At 61.0% G+C, this 17,066-nt stretch carries 17 protein-coding genes and 1 tRNA gene; 8 read left to right on the forward strand and 10 right to left on the reverse strand.

Going from position 1 to position 17,066, the window contains the following annotated elements; translation table 11 throughout:
* Positions 1-52: 52 nt before the first annotated feature.
* Positions 53-766, reverse strand: coding sequence for a DNA-3-methyladenine glycosylase I (locus J1C56_RS04880; RefSeq protein WP_214386476.1), 714 nt, complete (start codon positions 764-766; stop codon positions 53-55).
* Between the two features lie 97 nt (positions 767-863).
* Between J1C56_RS04880 and J1C56_RS04885 the strand changes: the two genes are divergently transcribed.
* Positions 864-1,427: a DUF1003 domain-containing protein gene (locus J1C56_RS04885; RefSeq protein ID WP_214386707.1), complete on the forward strand. Its 564-nt coding sequence runs from the start codon at positions 864-866 to the stop codon at positions 1,425-1,427.
* Entirely contained in the window at positions 1,424-2,005 is a 582-nt protein-coding gene (locus J1C56_RS04890) for a DedA family protein (RefSeq protein WP_214386478.1), read from the forward strand. Before J1C56_RS04885 ends, J1C56_RS04890 begins: the two co-directional genes overlap by 4 nt.
* Positions 2,006-2,008: 3 nt before the next feature.
* Here J1C56_RS04890 and J1C56_RS04895 read toward each other — a convergent pair whose 3' ends face one another.
* The 4 genes from J1C56_RS04895 to J1C56_RS04910 form a co-directional block, all read right to left on the reverse strand.
* Positions 2,009-2,599, reverse strand: coding sequence for a hemerythrin domain-containing protein (locus J1C56_RS04895; protein ID WP_214386480.1), 591 nt, complete (start codon positions 2,597-2,599; stop codon positions 2,009-2,011).
* Between the two features lie 39 nt (positions 2,600-2,638).
* Complete coding sequence (locus J1C56_RS04900) at positions 2,639-2,998, reverse strand: diacylglycerol kinase (protein WP_214386482.1); 360 nt, start codon at positions 2,996-2,998, stop codon at positions 2,639-2,641.
* A 50-nt stretch (positions 2,999-3,048) separates the two neighbouring features.
* Complete coding sequence (locus tag J1C56_RS04905) at positions 3,049-3,846, reverse strand: DODA-type extradiol aromatic ring-opening family dioxygenase (protein ID WP_214386484.1); 798 nt, start codon at positions 3,844-3,846, stop codon at positions 3,049-3,051.
* Between the two features lie 104 nt (positions 3,847-3,950).
* Positions 3,951-4,370 (reverse strand): GFA family protein, encoded by a 420-nt coding sequence (locus J1C56_RS04910; protein WP_214386486.1) that lies wholly within the window; start codon positions 4,368-4,370, stop codon positions 3,951-3,953.
* A gap of 395 nt (positions 4,371-4,765) precedes the next feature.
* On the opposite strand from J1C56_RS04910, the gene J1C56_RS04915 reads away from it, so the two are divergent.
* The 3 genes from J1C56_RS04915 to J1C56_RS04925 all read left to right on the forward strand — a co-directional run bounded on the left by J1C56_RS04915 (position 4,766) and on the right by J1C56_RS04925 (position 6,965).
* Positions 4,766-5,773: a GGDEF domain-containing protein gene (locus tag J1C56_RS04915; RefSeq protein ID WP_246591181.1), complete on the forward strand. Its 1,008-nt coding sequence runs from the start codon at positions 4,766-4,768 to the stop codon at positions 5,771-5,773.
* A gap of 81 nt (positions 5,774-5,854) precedes the next feature.
* Positions 5,855-6,235: an MbcA/ParS/Xre antitoxin family protein gene (locus J1C56_RS04920; RefSeq protein WP_214386490.1), complete on the forward strand. Its 381-nt coding sequence runs from the start codon at positions 5,855-5,857 to the stop codon at positions 6,233-6,235.
* Positions 6,195-6,965 (forward strand): RES family NAD+ phosphorylase, encoded by a 771-nt coding sequence (locus J1C56_RS04925; RefSeq protein WP_214386492.1) that lies wholly within the window; start codon positions 6,195-6,197, stop codon positions 6,963-6,965. Before J1C56_RS04920 ends, J1C56_RS04925 begins: the two co-directional genes overlap by 41 nt.
* 53 nt (positions 6,966-7,018) lie before the next feature.
* Here J1C56_RS04925 and J1C56_RS04930 read toward each other — a convergent pair whose 3' ends face one another.
* The 4 genes from J1C56_RS04930 to rpiA all read right to left on the reverse strand — a co-directional run bounded on the left by J1C56_RS04930 (position 7,019) and on the right by rpiA (position 11,406).
* Positions 7,019-8,392 (reverse strand): class II 3-deoxy-7-phosphoheptulonate synthase, encoded by a 1,374-nt coding sequence (locus J1C56_RS04930; RefSeq protein ID WP_214386494.1) that lies wholly within the window; start codon positions 8,390-8,392, stop codon positions 7,019-7,021.
* Between the two features lie 158 nt (positions 8,393-8,550).
* Entirely contained in the window at positions 8,551-9,945 is a 1,395-nt protein-coding gene (gor, locus tag J1C56_RS04935) for a glutathione-disulfide reductase (protein WP_214386496.1), read from the reverse strand.
* A gap of 177 nt (positions 9,946-10,122) precedes the next feature.
* Positions 10,123-10,689, reverse strand: coding sequence for a DUF2059 domain-containing protein (locus J1C56_RS04940; RefSeq protein WP_214386497.1), 567 nt, complete (start codon positions 10,687-10,689; stop codon positions 10,123-10,125).
* Between the two features lie 18 nt (positions 10,690-10,707).
* Positions 10,708-11,406 (reverse strand): ribose-5-phosphate isomerase RpiA, encoded by a 699-nt coding sequence (rpiA, locus tag J1C56_RS04945; protein ID WP_214386499.1) that lies wholly within the window; start codon positions 11,404-11,406, stop codon positions 10,708-10,710.
* 144 nt (positions 11,407-11,550) lie between these two features.
* Between rpiA and J1C56_RS04950 the strand changes: the two genes are divergently transcribed.
* The 3 genes from J1C56_RS04950 to J1C56_RS04960 all read left to right on the forward strand — a co-directional run bounded on the left by J1C56_RS04950 (position 11,551) and on the right by J1C56_RS04960 (position 15,134).
* Positions 11,551-12,234, forward strand: a complete 684-nt coding sequence (locus J1C56_RS04950) for a phosphoglycolate phosphatase (protein ID WP_214386501.1) — start codon at positions 11,551-11,553, stop codon at positions 12,232-12,234.
* 67 nt (positions 12,235-12,301) lie between these two features.
* A tRNA-Val gene (locus J1C56_RS04955) sits at positions 12,302-12,376 on the forward strand.
* 862 nt (positions 12,377-13,238) lie between these two features.
* Positions 13,239-15,134 carry an LTA synthase family protein gene (locus tag J1C56_RS04960; RefSeq protein WP_214386503.1) on the forward strand — a complete coding sequence of 632 codons (1,896 nt, stop codon included), beginning with the start codon at positions 13,239-13,241 and terminating at the stop codon, positions 15,132-15,134.
* A gap of 51 nt (positions 15,135-15,185) precedes the next feature.
* On the opposite strand, the gene J1C56_RS04965 is transcribed toward J1C56_RS04960, so the two are convergent.
* Positions 15,186-17,051: a L,D-transpeptidase family protein gene (locus J1C56_RS04965; protein ID WP_214386505.1), complete on the reverse strand. Its 1,866-nt coding sequence runs from the start codon at positions 17,049-17,051 to the stop codon at positions 15,186-15,188.
* Positions 17,052-17,066: the final 15 nt, after the last annotated feature.

Here is a 17,066-nt window from a genome sequence, read left to right on the forward strand (position 1 = left end):
TCAGCGATTTAGCCTGCGTATTCGTGTCGGGCAATGCCGTTCGATTGGACCATCATTCGTCCATGTAGGAGCGCAGTTCGTCGGCCGGGCGGTTGACGCCGATCGACATCGACAGGATGCGAGAGATATGCGCCCTCGGCAGCTTTGTCGCCTTTGCCCATTCGTTGATCTGAGCCTGCACCTTGGCCTGATCCTTCTTGGCCGTCGCCGCCTCGCCAATGTCGAGACCGGCGTCGCGCAGCGCCAGGATCATGTCCTGCGACATGATGAAGGTATCCCAACCGAGCCAGCGCAGCAGATACTGGCCTGTGTTGCCGCCCAGCCGGCTGCCATGCTTGCCGAGATAGGCTGTTAGCCCGACCTGGTCGTCGGCCGGCCAGGCCGCCAGGAATTTGCCGAAGCTGCCATGCTCTTTCGAGACGAGCTCGACAAAAGCGGCGTTGTCGCGCACCGACCTGATCTTTTGCGGATTGCGCACGATGCGCTTGTCGGAGGCGAGATCGTGCCAGAAGTCGTCGGGTTGAAACAACAGACGCTTCGGTTCGAAGCCAAGGAAAGCCTCTTCGAATCCTGGCCATTTCTGCTCGATGACCCGCCAGACGAAGCCGGCGGCAAACACCCGTTCGGCCATGGTCGACAGCACGCGGTCATCGCTGACCTTGGCCAGCGTCGCATTGTCGGACGCGGGACCCAGCAGCGACTTCAGCACCGCCTCGCCGCCCTTGCGCTCGGCCGCGCGCGCCTTGATCCTTGCGAAGTCAGCCATGGAAGTTTCCTTATCGCCGCATCATTTCGCGGTGTGCCATTATCTTCGTATATGGATATGCGGCTGCCAAGCAGGCGCTGTCACTGCGGAGTGGACAATGAACAAGACCGTAGCTGATCTGGCGAGCCGCTGGCTGACCCGGAAACCCGAAACCCTGAGCGAAGTCGAGCACAAGGTGCTGCAAAGCGCCATCGACAGGAAGGCCGTTTCTCGCAACGTGAACGAAAGCGTGGAACTGCACGAGAGCACGGGCGACCGCCTCGCCGACGGCATTGCGCGTGTCGGTGGTTCCTGGAGGTTCATCCTGGCCTTTCTGGCCTTTCTTGTTGTTTGGACCGGCCTGAATGCCTGGTTGCTCGGGCGCGATTCCTTCGATCCCTACCCATTCATCTTCCTCAACCTTATCTTGTCGATGCTCGCGGCCATCCAGGCACCAATCATCATGATGTCGCAGAACCGCCAGGCCGAGCGCGACCGCATCGACGCCGCGCACGACTATGCGGTGAACCTAAAGGCTGAGATCGAGATCATGGCGCTGCACGAAAAGCTCGACGAGATCCGCTTCCAGGAAATCATCCTGCTGCGCGATCAGCTCCGCGAGCTCACCGAGCAGGTTGGCCGCCTCGCCGCCCCCGCCTCAGGCTCTGCGCCGGCCCGATGATCGAAACGGTCCATCACCTCGTCGAACGCTTCGGGCTGCTGGCCGTGTTCATCGGCTGCTTGGCCGAAGGCGAAAGCGTGGCGATCCTTGGCGGCTTCTTTGCTCATCAGCAAGTATTCGCGCCGTGGCAGGCATTTGCCGTCGCTGCTACCGGTGCCTTTTTGGGCGACACGCTGTTTTTTGTCCTTGGCCGCCGCTTCTCTGGTCACAAATGGGTACGCCTGCTCCGGCGAAGGCCGGGATTCAGCCATGCCTACAGGATGGTGCAGGCACACCCCAATCTGTTCGTGCTTGCCAACCGCTACATCTACGGCATGCGCCTGGCCGGTGGCATCGCCGCAGGTCTGTCGAACATTCCGATCCCGGTGTTCGTAGCGCTGAACGCGCTGTCAGCACTCGTTTGGGCTGCACTCTTCGTCAGCCTGGGCTATGTGTTCGGCCTCGGCGCCGAACATATTATCGGTGACACGCTGAAAGGCCATCAGCGCTTGCTGATCGGCTTGGCCATTGGGCTGGTAGTTGCGATCGCAGCATGGCTGCTTGCCCGCCACGTCGCCAGGAAAGAGCCGCTGGAATAGTCGTCAGCCGATCTCCAGCGCCCGGTCGCCGCGATCGAGAATGAGCGGGATGATCAGGTCTTCCTCGTCGTCGAGATGCCGTGTCAGCATGGCGACCAGCCGCGCATTCTCGTCGGCATAGGCGTCGGCGGCAAAGCGCTGCTTGTCCATGCTTTCCGAAAGCGTGCGCAGAAAGGCATTGGCCGTCTCGGCGTTGCGCTCGAGCGCCTCGTGGATGAGGTGATGGTCGGCGTCGAGGATGTCGAAGCCCCGCTTCAGCCTGCTTTCCGCCTTGGCGAACGCGGGGAAGTAATGCTGGTCCTCGACATTGTGGTGACCGTCGAGATTGCCGAGGAAATGGTTCAGCCTTGGCGCAAACCAGCGGGCGAACTGCTGGGCGTCCATGCGGCCCTCGCGATAATCGCCGATACCGGTGGTCAGCATGCCGCCCAGTTCGCGGAACATGTCGTGGCGCTGCAGCCACATCGACGCCATGCCATGGACGTTGTCATGGGCGCGCCAGTCTTCGCGTGGATATTTGTCGACCAGCCAGCGCAGGTCCTCCGGCAAGCCCGCGCGCGTCTCGAGGTGATGGGTATCGGCCTTGTCAGTCATGTCGGTCTCCTTTGGTAACCGACATATGGGTATGCCCCCTTAGATCGGAAACCCGAGCATTCGCTCGACGATCGCAAAGCCCCAGATGCCCAGCACGATGACAATCGAAATCAGCACTGCAAGCGAGCCGCAGTCCTTGGCAAGCTGGATGTCGATATTGAACTCGCGGCTGACGGCATCGCAGGCCGCCTCGATGCCAGTGTTCAGCACCTCGACAGTAATCAGGAACAGGATCGAGCCGATCAGCAGCGCGTAACCGCCCCAGGTACCAGCCACGAACCAGCCGAGCGGCAACGCCACGACAAGCAGCATGACCTCCTGCTGGAATGCCGCTTCGGTGCGGATCAGCCGCGAGAATGCCCGCACCGAGTTCTGGAAAGCCTTGACCAGCCGCTCCATAAAATGCCCTTTCAATTCAATCGAAGCGGCATCATTTAGCGGCTCGACGCTCAGTCGAACAGATATGAATCGTTGGCAAAGAAGCCGTGATCGACCGAATCGTGCACGCGGCGGCCCTTTGCACCCTCGCCCGCCGCTCCAAGAGCAAAGAAGATCGGCATCAGGTGCTCATCGGTTGGATGGTTTTCCCTCGCGTGAGGCGCCTTGTCCTTCCAGTGCAGCAGCGCATCGGTATCGCCGCTTGCCATCCTGTCGGCGAACCATTCCGTGAACTCGTGCACCTTGCCGGCCAGCGCAGGATCCGGTTCGGCCCCCTTGCGCAATCTGCTGAAATAGGCGCGCAGATTGTGGGTGATATGGCCTGAGCCGATCAGCAGCACGCCTTCGCCGCGCAACGGCGCCAGCGCCTTGCCGATGGCATGGTGCCAGGCGGCATCGCGGCTTGGGTCGATCGACACCTGAACCACGGGAATGTCGGCGTCGGGGAATGCGAGCTTGAGCGGCGTCCAGGTGCCATGGTCATAGCCACGCTTCTCATAGGTGTGCGGCTTGAGCCCGGCCTGGTCAAGCATCGCAAAAACCTTGGCCGCGAGCGCCGGCTCGCCCAACGCGGGATAGACCATCTTGTAGAGCTCCGGCGCAAAACCGCCGAAGTCATAGATCATGCCCGGCTTCGGATCGGTCACGACAGCCACGCCGTCGGTCTCGAAATGCGCCGACACGATGACGATGGCCTTGGGCTTCTCAACCAGGTCGGAAAGAGCTTCGAGATAGTGGCGCGCCGGCGTATCGGCCAAAACGATGTCGGGGCCGCCATGCGAAATGAAAACTGTAGGCAACGAGGTCATGTCATTTCTCCTTGCCTGGAATATACGCCCTCGCCACTGTTTCGAGCAGAGCGCCCAAACACGACGAAGCGTTCAACAAATGAGAACGATCGTCGGCATCCCCATCAATCCTCTAGCACCTTAAGCGATGGTGAGGACCGTTCGTATCGCGGCAGGTTGTCATCGATCTCATAATACGACCCCTTGTCGGCGACGAATATGTGATAGCCGCCGGCCAGCGACGACGGCTCCTCGAACGATCCGGCCATGATCGAGATGTAGTCATCGTCGTTCGGCTTCCAGAACATCACCGACCCGCAACGGCTGCAGAACCCCCGGCGGGCGAAGTCCGACGCAGCAAACCACGTGACATTGGCGCCGCCCTCGATGTCCACCATGTCGTCGCCGACATTGGTCGCGGCATAGTAGTGGCCGCTCTGTTTCCGGCACATGTTGCAATGGCAATAGATGACTTCGCGCAGCGCGCCTCGTGCCACAAAGCGCACCGCCCCACACAAACATGACCCCTTGTGCAAATTATCCATTGCATTCTCCTCTATTGACCCGGGGCCATATTGATCTTGATCGGTGCACAGGACATGAGGGATTGCGACATTGCCTATGCTGGCCAGTGTTGAAGCATCATCTGGCACAGCGGAAATTACACCCTGTGGTAGAAAAATTACCGCGACAAGGCCGCAAATTAAGGAAACCTTAGCCAGCCTAAATTAGAGCTGAATACAAGTGATGGGCGCAGAGGGGACCTGCGCCGCCGCAAGCATTCTATCTCACGCCGCTCGCGCCCCCGACCGGTTTGCACGCCAGCCTTCCTGCTGGCAGTACAGCCGGCCATCTGGCCAACTGAAACGGGACATACATGCAATCTGCAGCCGCCCCGACAGAACGAGGCAACGATATTGCGAGTACTGTCGTGGCGACGATGAGCCAGATGGGCGTCATCGGCCTGCCGCGCAATTACGAGATATTCTATGAGGCGCTGACCGGCGCCAACGCGGCACTCAGCCTGGAGGTCATTGCGCTCGGCAATCGTCCGACGCAGGAGCAGCTGGATCTGGTTGGTCAGAAGTTCTTTGCCCACAACCATGGCCAGGGCATCGTCGAGCATGCGCGCGAGGTTCTCGCCCGCGAGTTGGAAGGTGTCGCCAGCCTGCTGCGCAACGAGCAGACCTATCTGGAACGCTACGGCAAGGTGCTTGACGAGACCTCGAGCGGGCTCAACAGCCGCACCGCCATGTCGCAGGAACTGCTGCAGAAGATCGCCAGTGTGATGGCCGTGGCCACAGCCTCAACCATCGATCACGGCAAGCACGTGGCAACGACGCTGAGCGACAAGTCGAGCGAACTCGAAAGCGTCAAGTCGAAGCTTGAAGAGTACAAGAAGCTCGCCGATACCGACCCGCTCACCCACATCTGGAACCGGAGGGCCTTCGACCGGCGGATCGCCAAGATCTACAACGACAACAGGGGCGTGCTGTTCAGTGCACTGATCCTGGCCGACATCGACCGCTTCAAGGACATCAACGACCGCCACGGCCATCCCGTGGGCGACAAGATCCTGCGGATCATCGCCAGTATCTTCCAGTCCAGCGTCCACCGCGACATGTTCGTGGCACGCACCGGTGGCGAAGAGTTTGCGCTGATCGTCGAGGGTACGACAGAGGAAGCGACGTTCGAGATCGCAGACCGCGTTCGCCTTTTGGTTGCGCAGACGCAATTCAAGGAAATCCAGCCGGGCGTGAACTGCGGCCAGGTCACCGTCTCCATGGGCGTGTGCATGGCATCGGACGCCGATGGCGCTGAAGACCTCTACGCCAAGGCAGACCGCGCTCTCTATCGCTCCAAGCTGATCGGCCGCAACCGCGTCACGCGCTACTCGACCATAGCCGAACGCCAGGGCAAGAACTGGATGCTGTACAAGAAGGATTGAGGCCAAGCCTGACTCATCGAAACACCTCCCTTTCCATGGAAATATTTCTGGGCTATATTTTCTAGAGAAATGGAGAGTTCGATGCGAAGTCATCCAGATTCGGAGTCGGCAGCCGCACCAGGCCCTGTCATCACCAAGGCGACGCTGCGCGCAGCGGACCTGCTTGGCGTCACCGCCAAGGTGCTGTCGGCCATCATCGGCGTATCCGAAGCCACTGTATCGCGCATGCGCAAGCAGGAGTTCGCACTCGAAACCGGCAGCAAGCCGTTTGAACTCGCCGTTCTGTTCGTGCGTATGTTCCGGTCGCTCGACGCCATAGTCGGCGGCGATGCACCGATCGCCCAAGCATGGCTGCGCAACGAAAACACGGCAATCGGTGCTGTGCCGCTCGAAAAGATCGTGACCATAGCCGGGCTTGTCGATGTCATTGCCTATCTGGACGCCCGCCGCGCTCTCGTCTGAGGCGCGCACCCTTTCCGGCCACTGCTGGCGGCTGGTTGAGGCACAACACCGCGTCTCGAGCTTGAAGCTCGTCGACGATCTCGATGAGCAGGCAGTTCTGGAACAATTGATAGAAACGACCAAGCCGGTCATTCCGCTCGAATGCCGGCATCTGCACTATCTCCTGGCGACGCCGTTCCGCTATGGCTCGAACTATCCGACCGGTTCGCGGTTCCGCCGCTCAGGCAAGACGCTCGGCGTCTATTACGCGGCGGAAAAGGTGGAAACGGCCGTCGCGGAGATGGCTTTTTACCGGCTGCTGTTCTTCTCGGAGTCGCCGGATACGCCCTGGCCGAGTGATGCCGCCGAATACACCGCGTTTTCGGCAGCCATCAAGACGGCACGCGGCACCGACCTGACCGTGCCGCCACTGGCGCGGGACGCGGAAGCCTGGACAGATCCGACCGACTATGCCGCCTGCCAGCAACTGGCCGATACGGCCCGGGATGCCGGCACCGAGGCAATCCGCTATCGCTCGGTGCGCGACCCTGCCGGCGGTACCAATCTTGCCTTGCTCACCTGCCGGGTTTTTGCAAAGCCGGCACCAGCGGAGCGCCAGACCTGGCGCATTCGTCTCGGCCCTTCGGGGGTCCAGGCTATCTGCGAGTTTCCCGAAATCCGCATCGGCTTCGACCGAACATCCTTCGCGAGCGATCCACGCCTTCGCGAGATACGCTGGAACCGCAAATGAAAAAGGCGCCGGTCAAACCGGCGCCCTTTTGATTTTTGCAAACAGCGACAGGATCAGGCGTTGACGGCCTTCTTCGCCGGTGTCGGCGCGCTCTTGCGGAGCAGTTCCGAAACCAGGAAAGCGAGCTCGATCGCCTGGTCGGCGTTGAGACGCGGGTCGCAATGGGTGTGGTAGCGATCCTGCAGTTCCTCGGCGGTGATGGCGCGGGCGCCACCGGTGCATTCGGTCACGTTGTTGCCGGTCATCTCGACATGGATGCCGCCCGGGTGCGTGCCCTCGGAGCGATGGATGTCGAAGAAGCTCTGCACTTCGCTCAGGATGCGGTCGAACGGACGCGTCTTGTAGCCGGCAGCGGTGATCGTGTTGCCATGCATCGGGTCGCACGACCAGACGACCTTGCGGCCTTCCTTCTCGACTGCGCGGATCAGCTTCGGCAGGTGGTCACCGACCTTGTCGTGGCCAAAGCGCGCGATCAGGGTTAGGCGGCCAGCCTCGTTCTCCGGATTGAGCGCGTCGATCAGCTTGAGCAGGTTGTCAGGCGTGATCGACGGACCGCACTTGAGGCCGAGCGGGTTCTTCACGCCACGGCAGTACTCGACATGGGCGTGGTCGAGCTGACGCGTGCGGTCGCCGATCCAAATCATGTGGCCCGAGGTCGCGTACCAGTCGCCCGACGTCGAGTCGATGCGAGTCAGCGCCTGCTCGTAGCCGAGCAGCAGCGCCTCATGGCTGGTGTAGAAGTCGGTCTCGCGCAGCGCGTAGTTGGTCTCCGACGTGATGCCCACCGCACGCATGAAATCCATCGTCTCGGTGATGCGGTTGGCCAGGGCCTCGTAACGCTCGCCCTGCGGGCTGTTCGACACGAAGCCGAGCATCCAGCGCTGCACGTTCTCGAGACTGGCATAGCCGCCTTGGGCGAATGCGCGCAGAAGGTTCAGCGTCGCCGCCGACTGACGGTAGGCCATTTCCTGGCGTGCCGGATCGGGAATACGCGACTTCTCGTCGAAGGCCGGGCCATTGATGATGTCGCCGCGATAGCTCGGCAGCGTCACGTCGCCCTTGGTCTCGTTGTCGGCCGAGCGCGGCTTGGCGAACTGACCGGCGATACGGCCGACCTTCACCACCGGCTGCGCGCCGGCGAAGGTCAGCACGACCGACATCTGCAGGAACACGCGGAAGAAGTCGCGGATGTTGTCCGCACCATGTTCCAGGAAGCTTTCGGCGCAGTCGCCGCCCTGCAGCAGGAAGGCTTCGCCATTGGCAACGGCAGCAAGCTGCTTCTTCAGCTTGCGCGCCTCACCTGCAAAAACCAAGGGGGGAAAGGTTGCGAGACGGGCTTCCGTTTCCGCGAGCGCCGCAAAGTCCGGATAAGCCGGGACTTGCTGGATCGGCATGCTTCTCCAGGAATTCGGGGACCATTTCGTCATGTTCGCACCTAAAAAGTTCGCTAACGGGCACCTCACCCGCGCCATAGCCCGCCAATGCGGGAACGCGGCTCTTTACACGATGAGGAGCCCCTAATCTACCCCGGAACGCGCCCGGGATCGAACGTTTCCCTGCGGAAGCTTCCGGGGTCGCCGTAACGTCAGTTTTCGACTTGCGCGCCGTCCTTCACCAAATAGGTTGGCTTGTACATCGTTACCAGTTCCTCGGCCGCAGTAGGATGAACCGCCATGGTACGATCGAAGTCGTCCTTGGTCAGCCCGGCCTTGAGCGTGATGCCCAGCAGTTGCGCCATTTCGCCGGCGTCGGGACCCAACACGTGGGCGCCCAGCACCAGCCGCGTATCCCCATCGACGACGAGCTTCATCAGCATCTTTTCCTGCCTGCCCGACAGCGTATGGCGCATCGGCCGGAAGCTGGTGCGGTAGATCTCGAGATGCTTGAAACGCTTGGCCGCGTCGTCCTCGGACAGACCAACCGTGCCGATCTCCGGCTGCGAGAACACGGCCGTCGGGATGCAGTCGTGGTCAGGCTCGGTCGGGTTGTCCTTGAACGCGGTCTCGACGAAGCACATTGCCTCGTGGATGGCGACGGGGGTCAGCTGAACGCGGTTGGTGACGTCGCCGACAGCCCAGATATTGCCGGCGCTGGTGCGCGAGTAGCTGTCGACGACAATCGCGCCCTGCTTGTCCATCTCGACGCCCGCGGCCTCAAGGCCAAGATTCTCAGTGTTGGGCGTGCGGCCAATGGCGAGCAGCACCTGGTCGACGGTCAGCATCTGGCCAGTGTTCAGCGTAACGTCGAGGCGACCATCAGCGCGCTTGCTGACGTCCTGTGAAACCGAATGCAGCAGGATCTTGATGCCCTTCTGCTCCATCGTCTCATGCAGGGTGCGCCGCAGGTCCATGTCGAAGCGGCTGAGGATTTCCTTGCCGCGATAGACGAGTGTGGTCTCGACGCCAAGACCATGGAAGATGTTGGCGAACTCGACGGCGATATAGCCGCCACCCTCGATCATGATCGCCTTGGGCAGTTCGGGAAGGTCAAACACCTCGTTCGAATAGATGCAGTGCTCATGGCCCGGCAGTGCGGGATGCACCGCGGCCCGTCCACCTGTTGCAATCAGGATTTGATCCGCGGTGACAGTGCGGTTTTCATCGACGATCCGGATGGTATGGTTGTCGACGAGCACGGCACGCGAATGGATCGTCTCGCCGCCGGAACCTTCGACATTGCGCTTGTAGATCGCCTCGAGCCGCGAAATCTCGCGCTCCTTGTTGGCCACCAGCGTCTTCCAGTCGAACTTCGCCTCGCCGACGGTCCAGCCATAGCCGGCGGCATCCTCGAAATGCTCCGGAAACTGCGAGGCATAGACGTAGAGCTTCTTGGGCACGCAGCCGCGGATGACGCAGGTGCCGCCGAAGCGGAATTCTTCCGCCAATGCGACGCGCTTGCCGAGTGCCGCCGCGACCCGTGCTGCGCGCACACCGCCCGAGCCGCCACCGATGACGAAGAGATCGTAGTCATACTGGGTCATGGGTGTCCTTCCTGCGGAGAGCAGCGTGCGCGCGGCGCGCAACGGTCGCTCTAAGTCCTTGAAACTGCGCACCGCATCCGATGCGCCTGTGATGCGGTCACAGGTAGTGGCAGCGGGCCCAAAAGAAAAGCCCGGCAAATGCCGGGCTTTTGCATCGTGACCGTTGGTCGCGGCGGATCAATTAGCAGGCGCGACCGGTGCGGCGCCTTCGGCAGGGGCAGCCCCTTCGGCAGGAGCCTTGGTGCCAATGACCGCCTTGAGCTTTTCGCCGACCTGCTCGGCAAGATCGCGGGCGACGCCGTTCTGCCAGATCTCGGCGGCCTTGACCAATTCACGCGAAGCGATCGGGCCATTCTCGATCAGCTTCTTGCCGGCTTCCGAATTGTAGAAGGCGGCAATCTCGTTGAGGTTCTGCTCCGAGAAGGACTTAGCGTAGGCGATCGCCGATTCCTTTTCGAGGTCGGCACGACGTGCGGCGAGCGCCAGCGTCTTTTCGTCCACCGTCTGGGTGATTACTTCCTGCATGTCGGGGTTCTGCTGGATCAGCTGCTGCTTCAGGGCGGCAGCTGCCTGCGGCAGGATCGAATCGAAGGAATCGGTCGCGTGGATCGCGGAGATGGCGGCGTGCGCTGCCTTCAGGTGGGATTCCGCGATTTCCTGCGCCTGGGCCGAGAATGCGACGGCCGCGAATGCCGAAGCCGCCACCATGACGGAGAAGCGGCGAAGCCGGTTTGTCAAAATCATGATGAATAGAACTCCTGTTTAGCGTGCCGGATGAACGGTTCTGACCCCGTCCGAGCCGGCGATGACGGCAACGGTGGCCAAACCCAAGAAGAGACCGTGCTCCACGACGCCGGGAATGGCGTGCAGGGCATCTGAAAGCGCTCTTGTATCTGGAATGCGGCCAAAAGATGCATCGATAATGAAATGTCCACCGTCGGTTACGAAGGTCTCGCCGGCTGCTTTGCGCAGCACCAGAGGCCCGGAAAGCCCGAGCTTGTCGGCAGCTTTTGCTATGGCGATTTCGGTGGCCTTGAGACCGAACGGATTGACCTCGATCGGCAGCGGGAAGCGCCCGAGCGTGTCGACAAGCTTGGTCTGGTCGGCGATGACGACCATGCGCGTCGAGGCCACGGCGACGATCTTTTCGCGCAGCAGCGCACCGCCGCCGCCCTTGACCAGGGTCAGGTCAGGGTCGATCTCGTCGGCGCCGTCGATGGTGAGATCGAGCTCGGGTGTCTCGTCGAGCGTCGACAGCGGAACCGACAGCTCGCGGCAAAGGGCCGCTGTGCGTTCCGAGGTCGGCACGCCGATGATCTGCATGCCGGCCGCGACCTTCTCGGCCAGCAGCCTGACGAATTCCTCGGCCGTCGAACCGGTACCGATGCCAAGGCGCATTCCGCTCTCGACATACCCCAAGGCAGCGCGCGCCGCCTCGATCTTCAAAGCCTTGGCATCCATGACTTGTTCGCAAAATCCTCGAATATCAGGCTTGGCTCCTAGCATTTTTGCCCGTTGGGTCAAAGGCTTTATGGCCCGGGCTTGCGTCGTGCCGGGTCCGGGGCTATCGGCTCTTGCAACGCAAAACTCCACAAAGGCGGAGCCATGTCCAAGCCGATCATCGTTTTCGACCTCGACGGGACGCTCGTCGACACCGCTCCTGACCTGCTGGACAGCCTCAATCACACGCTCGTCGCCGGCGGCCTTGCACAAGTCGACGACAGGGCATTCCGCCGCTTCGTCGGCCAGGGTGGGCGCATCATGATCGAGCGTGCCTACACCGCCCAGCAAAAGCAGCTGGCCGCCGTCGAGCACGACCGCCTGCACGACATTTTCCTCGATCACTACACGGTCAACATTCCGGGCCGCTCGCTGCCCTATCCCGGCGTGGTCGCCGCGATGGACCGCTTCACTGAAGCCGGCTACCTGCTCGCCGTCTGCACCAACAAGTACGAAACCCTTGCCCAGGGTCTCATCCAGGCGCTCGGTCTTTCCAACCGCTTCGCGGCCATCACCGGCCCGGAAACCTTCGGCATCCGCAAACCCGACCCGCGACACCTCACCGAAACCATCGCCAAGGCCGGCGGCGACGTGTCCCGCGCCGTCATGGTCGGCGATTCGGTCACCGACATCGACACGGCCAAGGCCGCCGGCATTCCGGTGGTTGCCGTCGATTTCGGCTACACCGACCGCCATGTCAGCGAATACGAGCCCTCCGTGGTCATCTCGCACTATGACGAACTGACGCTTGGCATGGCCCAGAAGCTGATTGACGCGGCAAGTCGCTAAAGCCGCCTTGACACCACTCCCGCCCCTCCCCTATATCGCCGTCACGTTCGGCCCTCGGGCCTCGGACGGGCGATTAGCTCAGCGGGAGAGCACACCCTTCACACGGGTGGGGTCATAGGTTCAATCCCTATATCGCCCACCATTCTCCTCGCCGCAAATCTCAGGTTTTGTCGCAAGCATCCAGTTCGCCCAAGCCCGTGATCAATCTGGTACAGCTGTTGTCCGCACCTACCGCCTCGCAAGGCGGATTGGGGGCTGAACTTAACTGGCGCTACGGAAAAACCGGCCCCTCTGGTTCGGGCTCAGTCGGCGTAACAGGCTTTTGCCTGACCTGCCTCTCCGGACGATCGCTGCCTTCTGTCGGCTTAGCCGAAAGCCCGCAGCGATCGCTCTTTCGATAGGCAGGGGCGCCCGTTTCGGTTTCGCATCGCTGCGTTTCGGTCTGGCAGGCCGTCAACAGCGCAAGCGACGCAAGAACGAGAGTAATGTTCCGCACTGCAGGCATGAATTCCTCCGGATTTACCGCGAACCCCGCCTGGCAAACTAGGCACAACAAAATTATATCAAGGTTACACTTTCAAATAATATTCAAACAACTTTAGATAATAGATATAACAACGCTTGCCAACCTGCTTCGATCCATCTCGAAGACGAGAAGGCAAACTTGATCTATCGAACAGACGCAACGCACCTGTAGTTACGGATCACTGAAGGCAGCGAAAACGTGCAACAGCAGCCCTGGTCAATACGGATAGCGAGGTCGATCGACGCCATCACGTCGCCGTCGCAGCCATCATGACTGGCTACGCCGCCAGATTGCCTTCACCACCGCCCCGCCCGTGAAACGGCCTGAAAGACTGCATCGAAGTTCGCTGTACTCTCACGTGACGACAACAAATGCAGGAATGTGTGGACTAAATATCGCCAACCGCCAATACGTTGCCAGGTCGCGATTCGATTACCTTAACGCGCCTCCTTTGTTTGATGTGATTTTGCTTAGAAGTATGAAACTGACAGAGAGCCTTTTGAAGCGAAGCTACGCGCTGTATTTCGTGGCCATTTATGCCTTCTATCTCGCCCTCCTGCTGCTTGCCCTGCGCGAGCGGAATCCGGCGTTTACGCTCGACATCACCACAATCGTGCTGCCGGCGATCGAGATCGCGTTCTTTTGCGTGCTCGGGCTTATTGCCTGGCATATCCAGCGCAGCAGTTGGCTGGCCTTCCCGTCATTGCTCGCATTTCTCGCCCTGCCCCTGCTGGTGATGCTGGTCTACATGGTGCAGGGTTTCTCGGCTTATCTGTCAGGGCATTACATCTCCGTTCTCGCATTGGAGAACTACACTGACGGCAGCCAGTATGCGGCAAAGCCGCTGTTCTTCGTCATCGCAGCCCTTGGCTTCGGAAGCTGGATCGGCCTTGCTCTGGCCACGCTCCAGGCACGCGAGCAGGCGGCATTCCGCTGGCCCGGGAAGAGCTCCGTTTTCGCCGCCACAATTGTCTGTCTGCTTTTCGTCGGCATGATCGGCAGTTCTTCCCTGACGGAAAGAACCCTGCAGCTTCGTCCAGATATGGCTCCGATCACATCGCTCGCCCGCGCGTTTCGCGACCTGCGCAAGGCCCGAAACAGCACCGTCGACATGGCCGAAACACTGGATCGGCAAGGCATTAGCCTGCCGATCAATGAGCGCTACCCTTTGTTGCGGGACCAGGCCTATTCCAGCCCGCCGCCATTTGGCCTGATACAATCCGCCTCAGACAAACCAAATGTCATCGTGATCTTCGCCGAAGGGTTGTCTGCTCGCTTCCTGGAGACCTATGGCGGCAAGCATCAGGGATTGATGCCCAACATCGACCGCTTTGCCGCGCGTTCAATGACTGTCTACAACTACTTCAGCCACACCGCCGCAACCTATCGAGGAATCCAAGGACAGTTGGTCTCCGGATATCCGAGGAACGGCGGCGCCGAAAGCGGCGGCTGGGAAGCCGAAGGTGAAAACAACACCGCGCTGCTCACCAGCATCAACTACCGGACGATACCAGATATCCTGCTCGATCGGGGCTACAAGACAGCATTTCTGTCCTCCAGTTCTCAGGGCGCCAGTTTCAACGCCATGCTGCGATCGCTCGGCTTTGACACCGTCTACGCCGTGGAGACGCTCCCTGAACTGTTGGGTGGCAGACCCGCAGCGCTCAGTTCCGGCACGTTTGACGCAGCCGACGCGGAGATATTTTCCGGCCTGAAGGGTTTCCTCGAGAAACAAACCTCAAGCGGCGACAAGCGGCCGTTCTTCGTCGCAACCTACAATGTCGGCACCCATGCCTTCCTGGATTCCGACAGCGCCGGCATAACCTATGGCACGGGGGATAACCCTGCTCTGAACCGGATGCACAATTTCGATGCGCAGCTCGGAAAATTCCTGGACTACTTTCAGAACTCGAGTTTTTCCGACAACACGATCCTGATCATCACGGCCGACCATGCGACCTATCCTGAGCCCGCCGTGGTCAAGGCCTTGCGGGGTGAGGACTACAAAGCCTACTTCGTCGACCGTATCCCTTTGATCGTTCATCATCAGGGATTGGCGCTACCGGCGGCCTTCGACGCCAACTATCGCACATCAGTCGATTTCGCCCCGACGCTGCTGCATCTGCTGTCATTTCAGAAAGTCAAAAACGCCTTCATGGGATTTTCGATTTTTGAGCAGGCACCCGCGCACCATGTGCCGTTGGCCGCGATGGGAGAGGAGTTTTACTACATCGGCCCGCATGGGATTTCGAAGGCGGCAGGGGCGAGGGACGAGGATGCGAAGCACGTGGCCTATCAAAACTACGTAAGGATGTACTACTGGCTCGAAAGCCAGAACCGGGTGTTTCCGGCCAGGGAAACCATATCGAATTGACCGGAGCGCAGTTTACTATGGCCGTCTTATCGTCGAAACAGCGCCTGCCTATCAGATGCTGGGTGCCCTCGCAGCGTCGGTGCGGATCATCGCGTCCTTCATTTTCGCATCGCGATCATAAACATCGCCGAAATACTCGACCTTGCCATCAAGGTCGGGCCAGGCGGTGAAATAGGCGACGTAGACAGGGATCTTGCGCGTTACCTTCTCGAAGGAATGGCCCTGCTTCAGCTTGGCTGCGATGTGATCGACGTCGGTGCCAAGCACCGCGGCCGCCATGCCGCGCGGATCGGCCAGGCGGATGCAGCCGTGGCTGAAGGCGCGGCTGTCACGGTCGAACAGCGCCTTTTGCGGCGTGTCGTGCATGTAGATGGCGTGCTTGTTGGGGAACAGAATCTTGAGTTCGCCCAGCGCATTGGCCTCGCTCGGCGCCTGGCGCACGCTGTAGGGCACCTTCGAGCCATACTGGCCCCAATTGATCGCCGACGACGGAATGCGCTGGCCGCGCGAATCGGTGACTTCGTAGCCGGCGCGGTCGAGATAGCTGGGGTCGTTGCGCAGGCGCGGCAGCATCTCGTTGACGATGATCGACTGCGGCACGCCCCAGTAGGGATTGTAGTCGACCTGCTCGATCTCGTCTTGGAAGAAGCTGGTCTGGTTGGTGGTCTTGCCGATCACCGTGCGCATCTTGAGCTTCTCTGTGCCGCCGTCGATGTAGCTCGCGGTGTAAGCCGGCTGGTTGATGAAGACGCGCGGACTGCCGAGGTCGGATGGCAGCCAGCGCAGCTGTTCGAGCGCGACAACGACCTTGTCCAGGCGGTCGGCCTTCGACGTACCGGCAAGCGTTGCCACCGTGCGCGGGCCGACGACGCCGTCAGCCTTGAGCCCGGCACGCTTCTGCACCGCCTGGATGACCGGCACCAGTTCGGGCGAGTAGGTTTCGCTATTGCCGAGCCTGGCCAGCGTTTCGCCGAATTCGCCGCCCATCTCGTCGTCGAGGTCGCGGGCGATGAGATGCAAAAGCTTGGGCAGCTCCGGGCTGGTCTCGCCGGGCTTCAGCAAAAGCTTGGCGTCAACGACGATGTCGTTTTCCTCGCTCGCCTTGAGCGCCTCGAGTTCGACGCGCAGCGCCTTGTACTCAGGGTTCTGCGGATGGAATGCCTCAAGCAAGGACCGCGCGTCATTCGACTGGCTGAGGCTCTTCAGCACGCCAGCCATGTCGAGCGGCTTGGCCGCGAAATCGTAATAGCCGGAGATGCGGTTCGGATCGATCCGGCCGCCTTGCGCATCATGCACGTAGCGCAACACGCGCGCCGACATTGCCATCTCGAAACGGATGAGCGTCTTCATCCGGCCGACGGTGTCGTCAAGCGCATAGGCTGCCGGCGGCACGGAGACCGCATAGTCGGCCGGCATCAGCCCGTGGCTGGCGGCGTCGCTCAACGTCCTGATCGCATCTTCGGCACGGCTGTTGGCAGTCTGGCCGGTGACCCAGATGAAATCGGGATTGGCCGTATAGTAGTCGAGCAGCCCCTTGGCGATGTCCTTTTCGGCAACGAGGTCGAACGCATCGAGCCCGGCCAGCGCTTCACGGAACGCCGTACCGGCGAGCGACGGCTCCAGCGACACCGACTGCGTGCCGGCGATCAGCTTGGCGAAGTCGACCGTCACCATCGCGTCGGTCTTGTAGGTGTAATAGGACGGCGCGCTGATCTTGGCCGCTGCCACCGGCGCCCGCTTCTTCTGGACCGGCGCAGGCGGAAACTCGCCCTGCTGCTGGCGCGGGGCGCGGTTGCCGCCACCGAAGAGGATATCGAAGAAGTTCTGCGCACCGGCCTGCGGCGCGCCAAGCGCCACTGTCGCAGCAAGTGCAGCCAGCGGAAGCGAGATCGGCCTGCTCAGGAGAGAAAATTTCATAAAGACACCATCCCT

This window comes from Aminobacter anthyllidis (assembly GCF_018555685.1).
In the GTDB taxonomy this organism is placed as follows: domain Bacteria; phylum Pseudomonadota; class Alphaproteobacteria; order Rhizobiales; family Rhizobiaceae; genus Aminobacter; species Aminobacter anthyllidis.

Coding starts and splice junctions, on each gene's coding strand:
- J1C56_RS04905 (WP_214386484.1), bottom strand. CDS start 3,846: ATGACCTCGTTGCCTACAGTTTTCATTTCGCATGGCGGCCCCGACATC.
- J1C56_RS04950 (WP_214386501.1), top strand. CDS start 11,551: ATGTCCAAGCCGATCATCGTTTTCGACCTCGACGGGACGCTCGTCGAC.
- J1C56_RS04890 (WP_214386478.1), top strand. CDS start 1,424: ATGATCGAAACGGTCCATCACCTCGTCGAACGCTTCGGGCTGCTGGCC.
- J1C56_RS04965 (WP_214386505.1), bottom strand. CDS start 17,051: ATGAAATTTTCTCTCCTGAGCAGGCCGATCTCGCTTCCGCTGGCTGCA.
- J1C56_RS04930 (WP_214386494.1), bottom strand. CDS start 8,392: ATGACGAAATGGTCCCCGAATTCCTGGAGAAGCATGCCGATCCAGCAA.
- rpiA (WP_214386499.1), bottom strand. CDS start 11,406: ATGGATGCCAAGGCTTTGAAGATCGAGGCGGCGCGCGCTGCCTTGGGG.
- J1C56_RS04960 (WP_214386503.1), top strand. CDS start 13,239: ATGAAACTGACAGAGAGCCTTTTGAAGCGAAGCTACGCGCTGTATTTC.
- gor (WP_214386496.1), bottom strand. CDS start 9,945: ATGACCCAGTATGACTACGATCTCTTCGTCATCGGTGGCGGCTCGGGC.
- J1C56_RS04880 (WP_214386476.1), bottom strand. CDS start 766: ATGGCTGACTTCGCAAGGATCAAGGCGCGCGCGGCCGAGCGCAAGGGC.
- J1C56_RS04920 (WP_214386490.1), top strand. CDS start 5,855: ATGCGAAGTCATCCAGATTCGGAGTCGGCAGCCGCACCAGGCCCTGTC.
- J1C56_RS04895 (WP_214386480.1), bottom strand. CDS start 2,599: ATGACTGACAAGGCCGATACCCATCACCTCGAGACGCGCGCGGGCTTG.
- J1C56_RS04885 (WP_214386707.1), top strand. CDS start 864: ATGAACAAGACCGTAGCTGATCTGGCGAGCCGCTGGCTGACCCGGAAA.
- J1C56_RS04940 (WP_214386497.1), bottom strand. CDS start 10,689: ATGATTTTGACAAACCGGCTTCGCCGCTTCTCCGTCATGGTGGCGGCT.
- J1C56_RS04900 (WP_214386482.1), bottom strand. CDS start 2,998: ATGGAGCGGCTGGTCAAGGCTTTCCAGAACTCGGTGCGGGCATTCTCG.
- J1C56_RS04910 (WP_214386486.1), bottom strand. CDS start 4,370: ATGGATAATTTGCACAAGGGGTCATGTTTGTGTGGGGCGGTGCGCTTT.
- J1C56_RS04925 (WP_214386492.1), top strand. CDS start 6,195: ATGTCATTGCCTATCTGGACGCCCGCCGCGCTCTCGTCTGAGGCGCGC.
- J1C56_RS04915 (WP_246591181.1), top strand. CDS start 4,766: ATGAGCCAGATGGGCGTCATCGGCCTGCCGCGCAATTACGAGATATTC.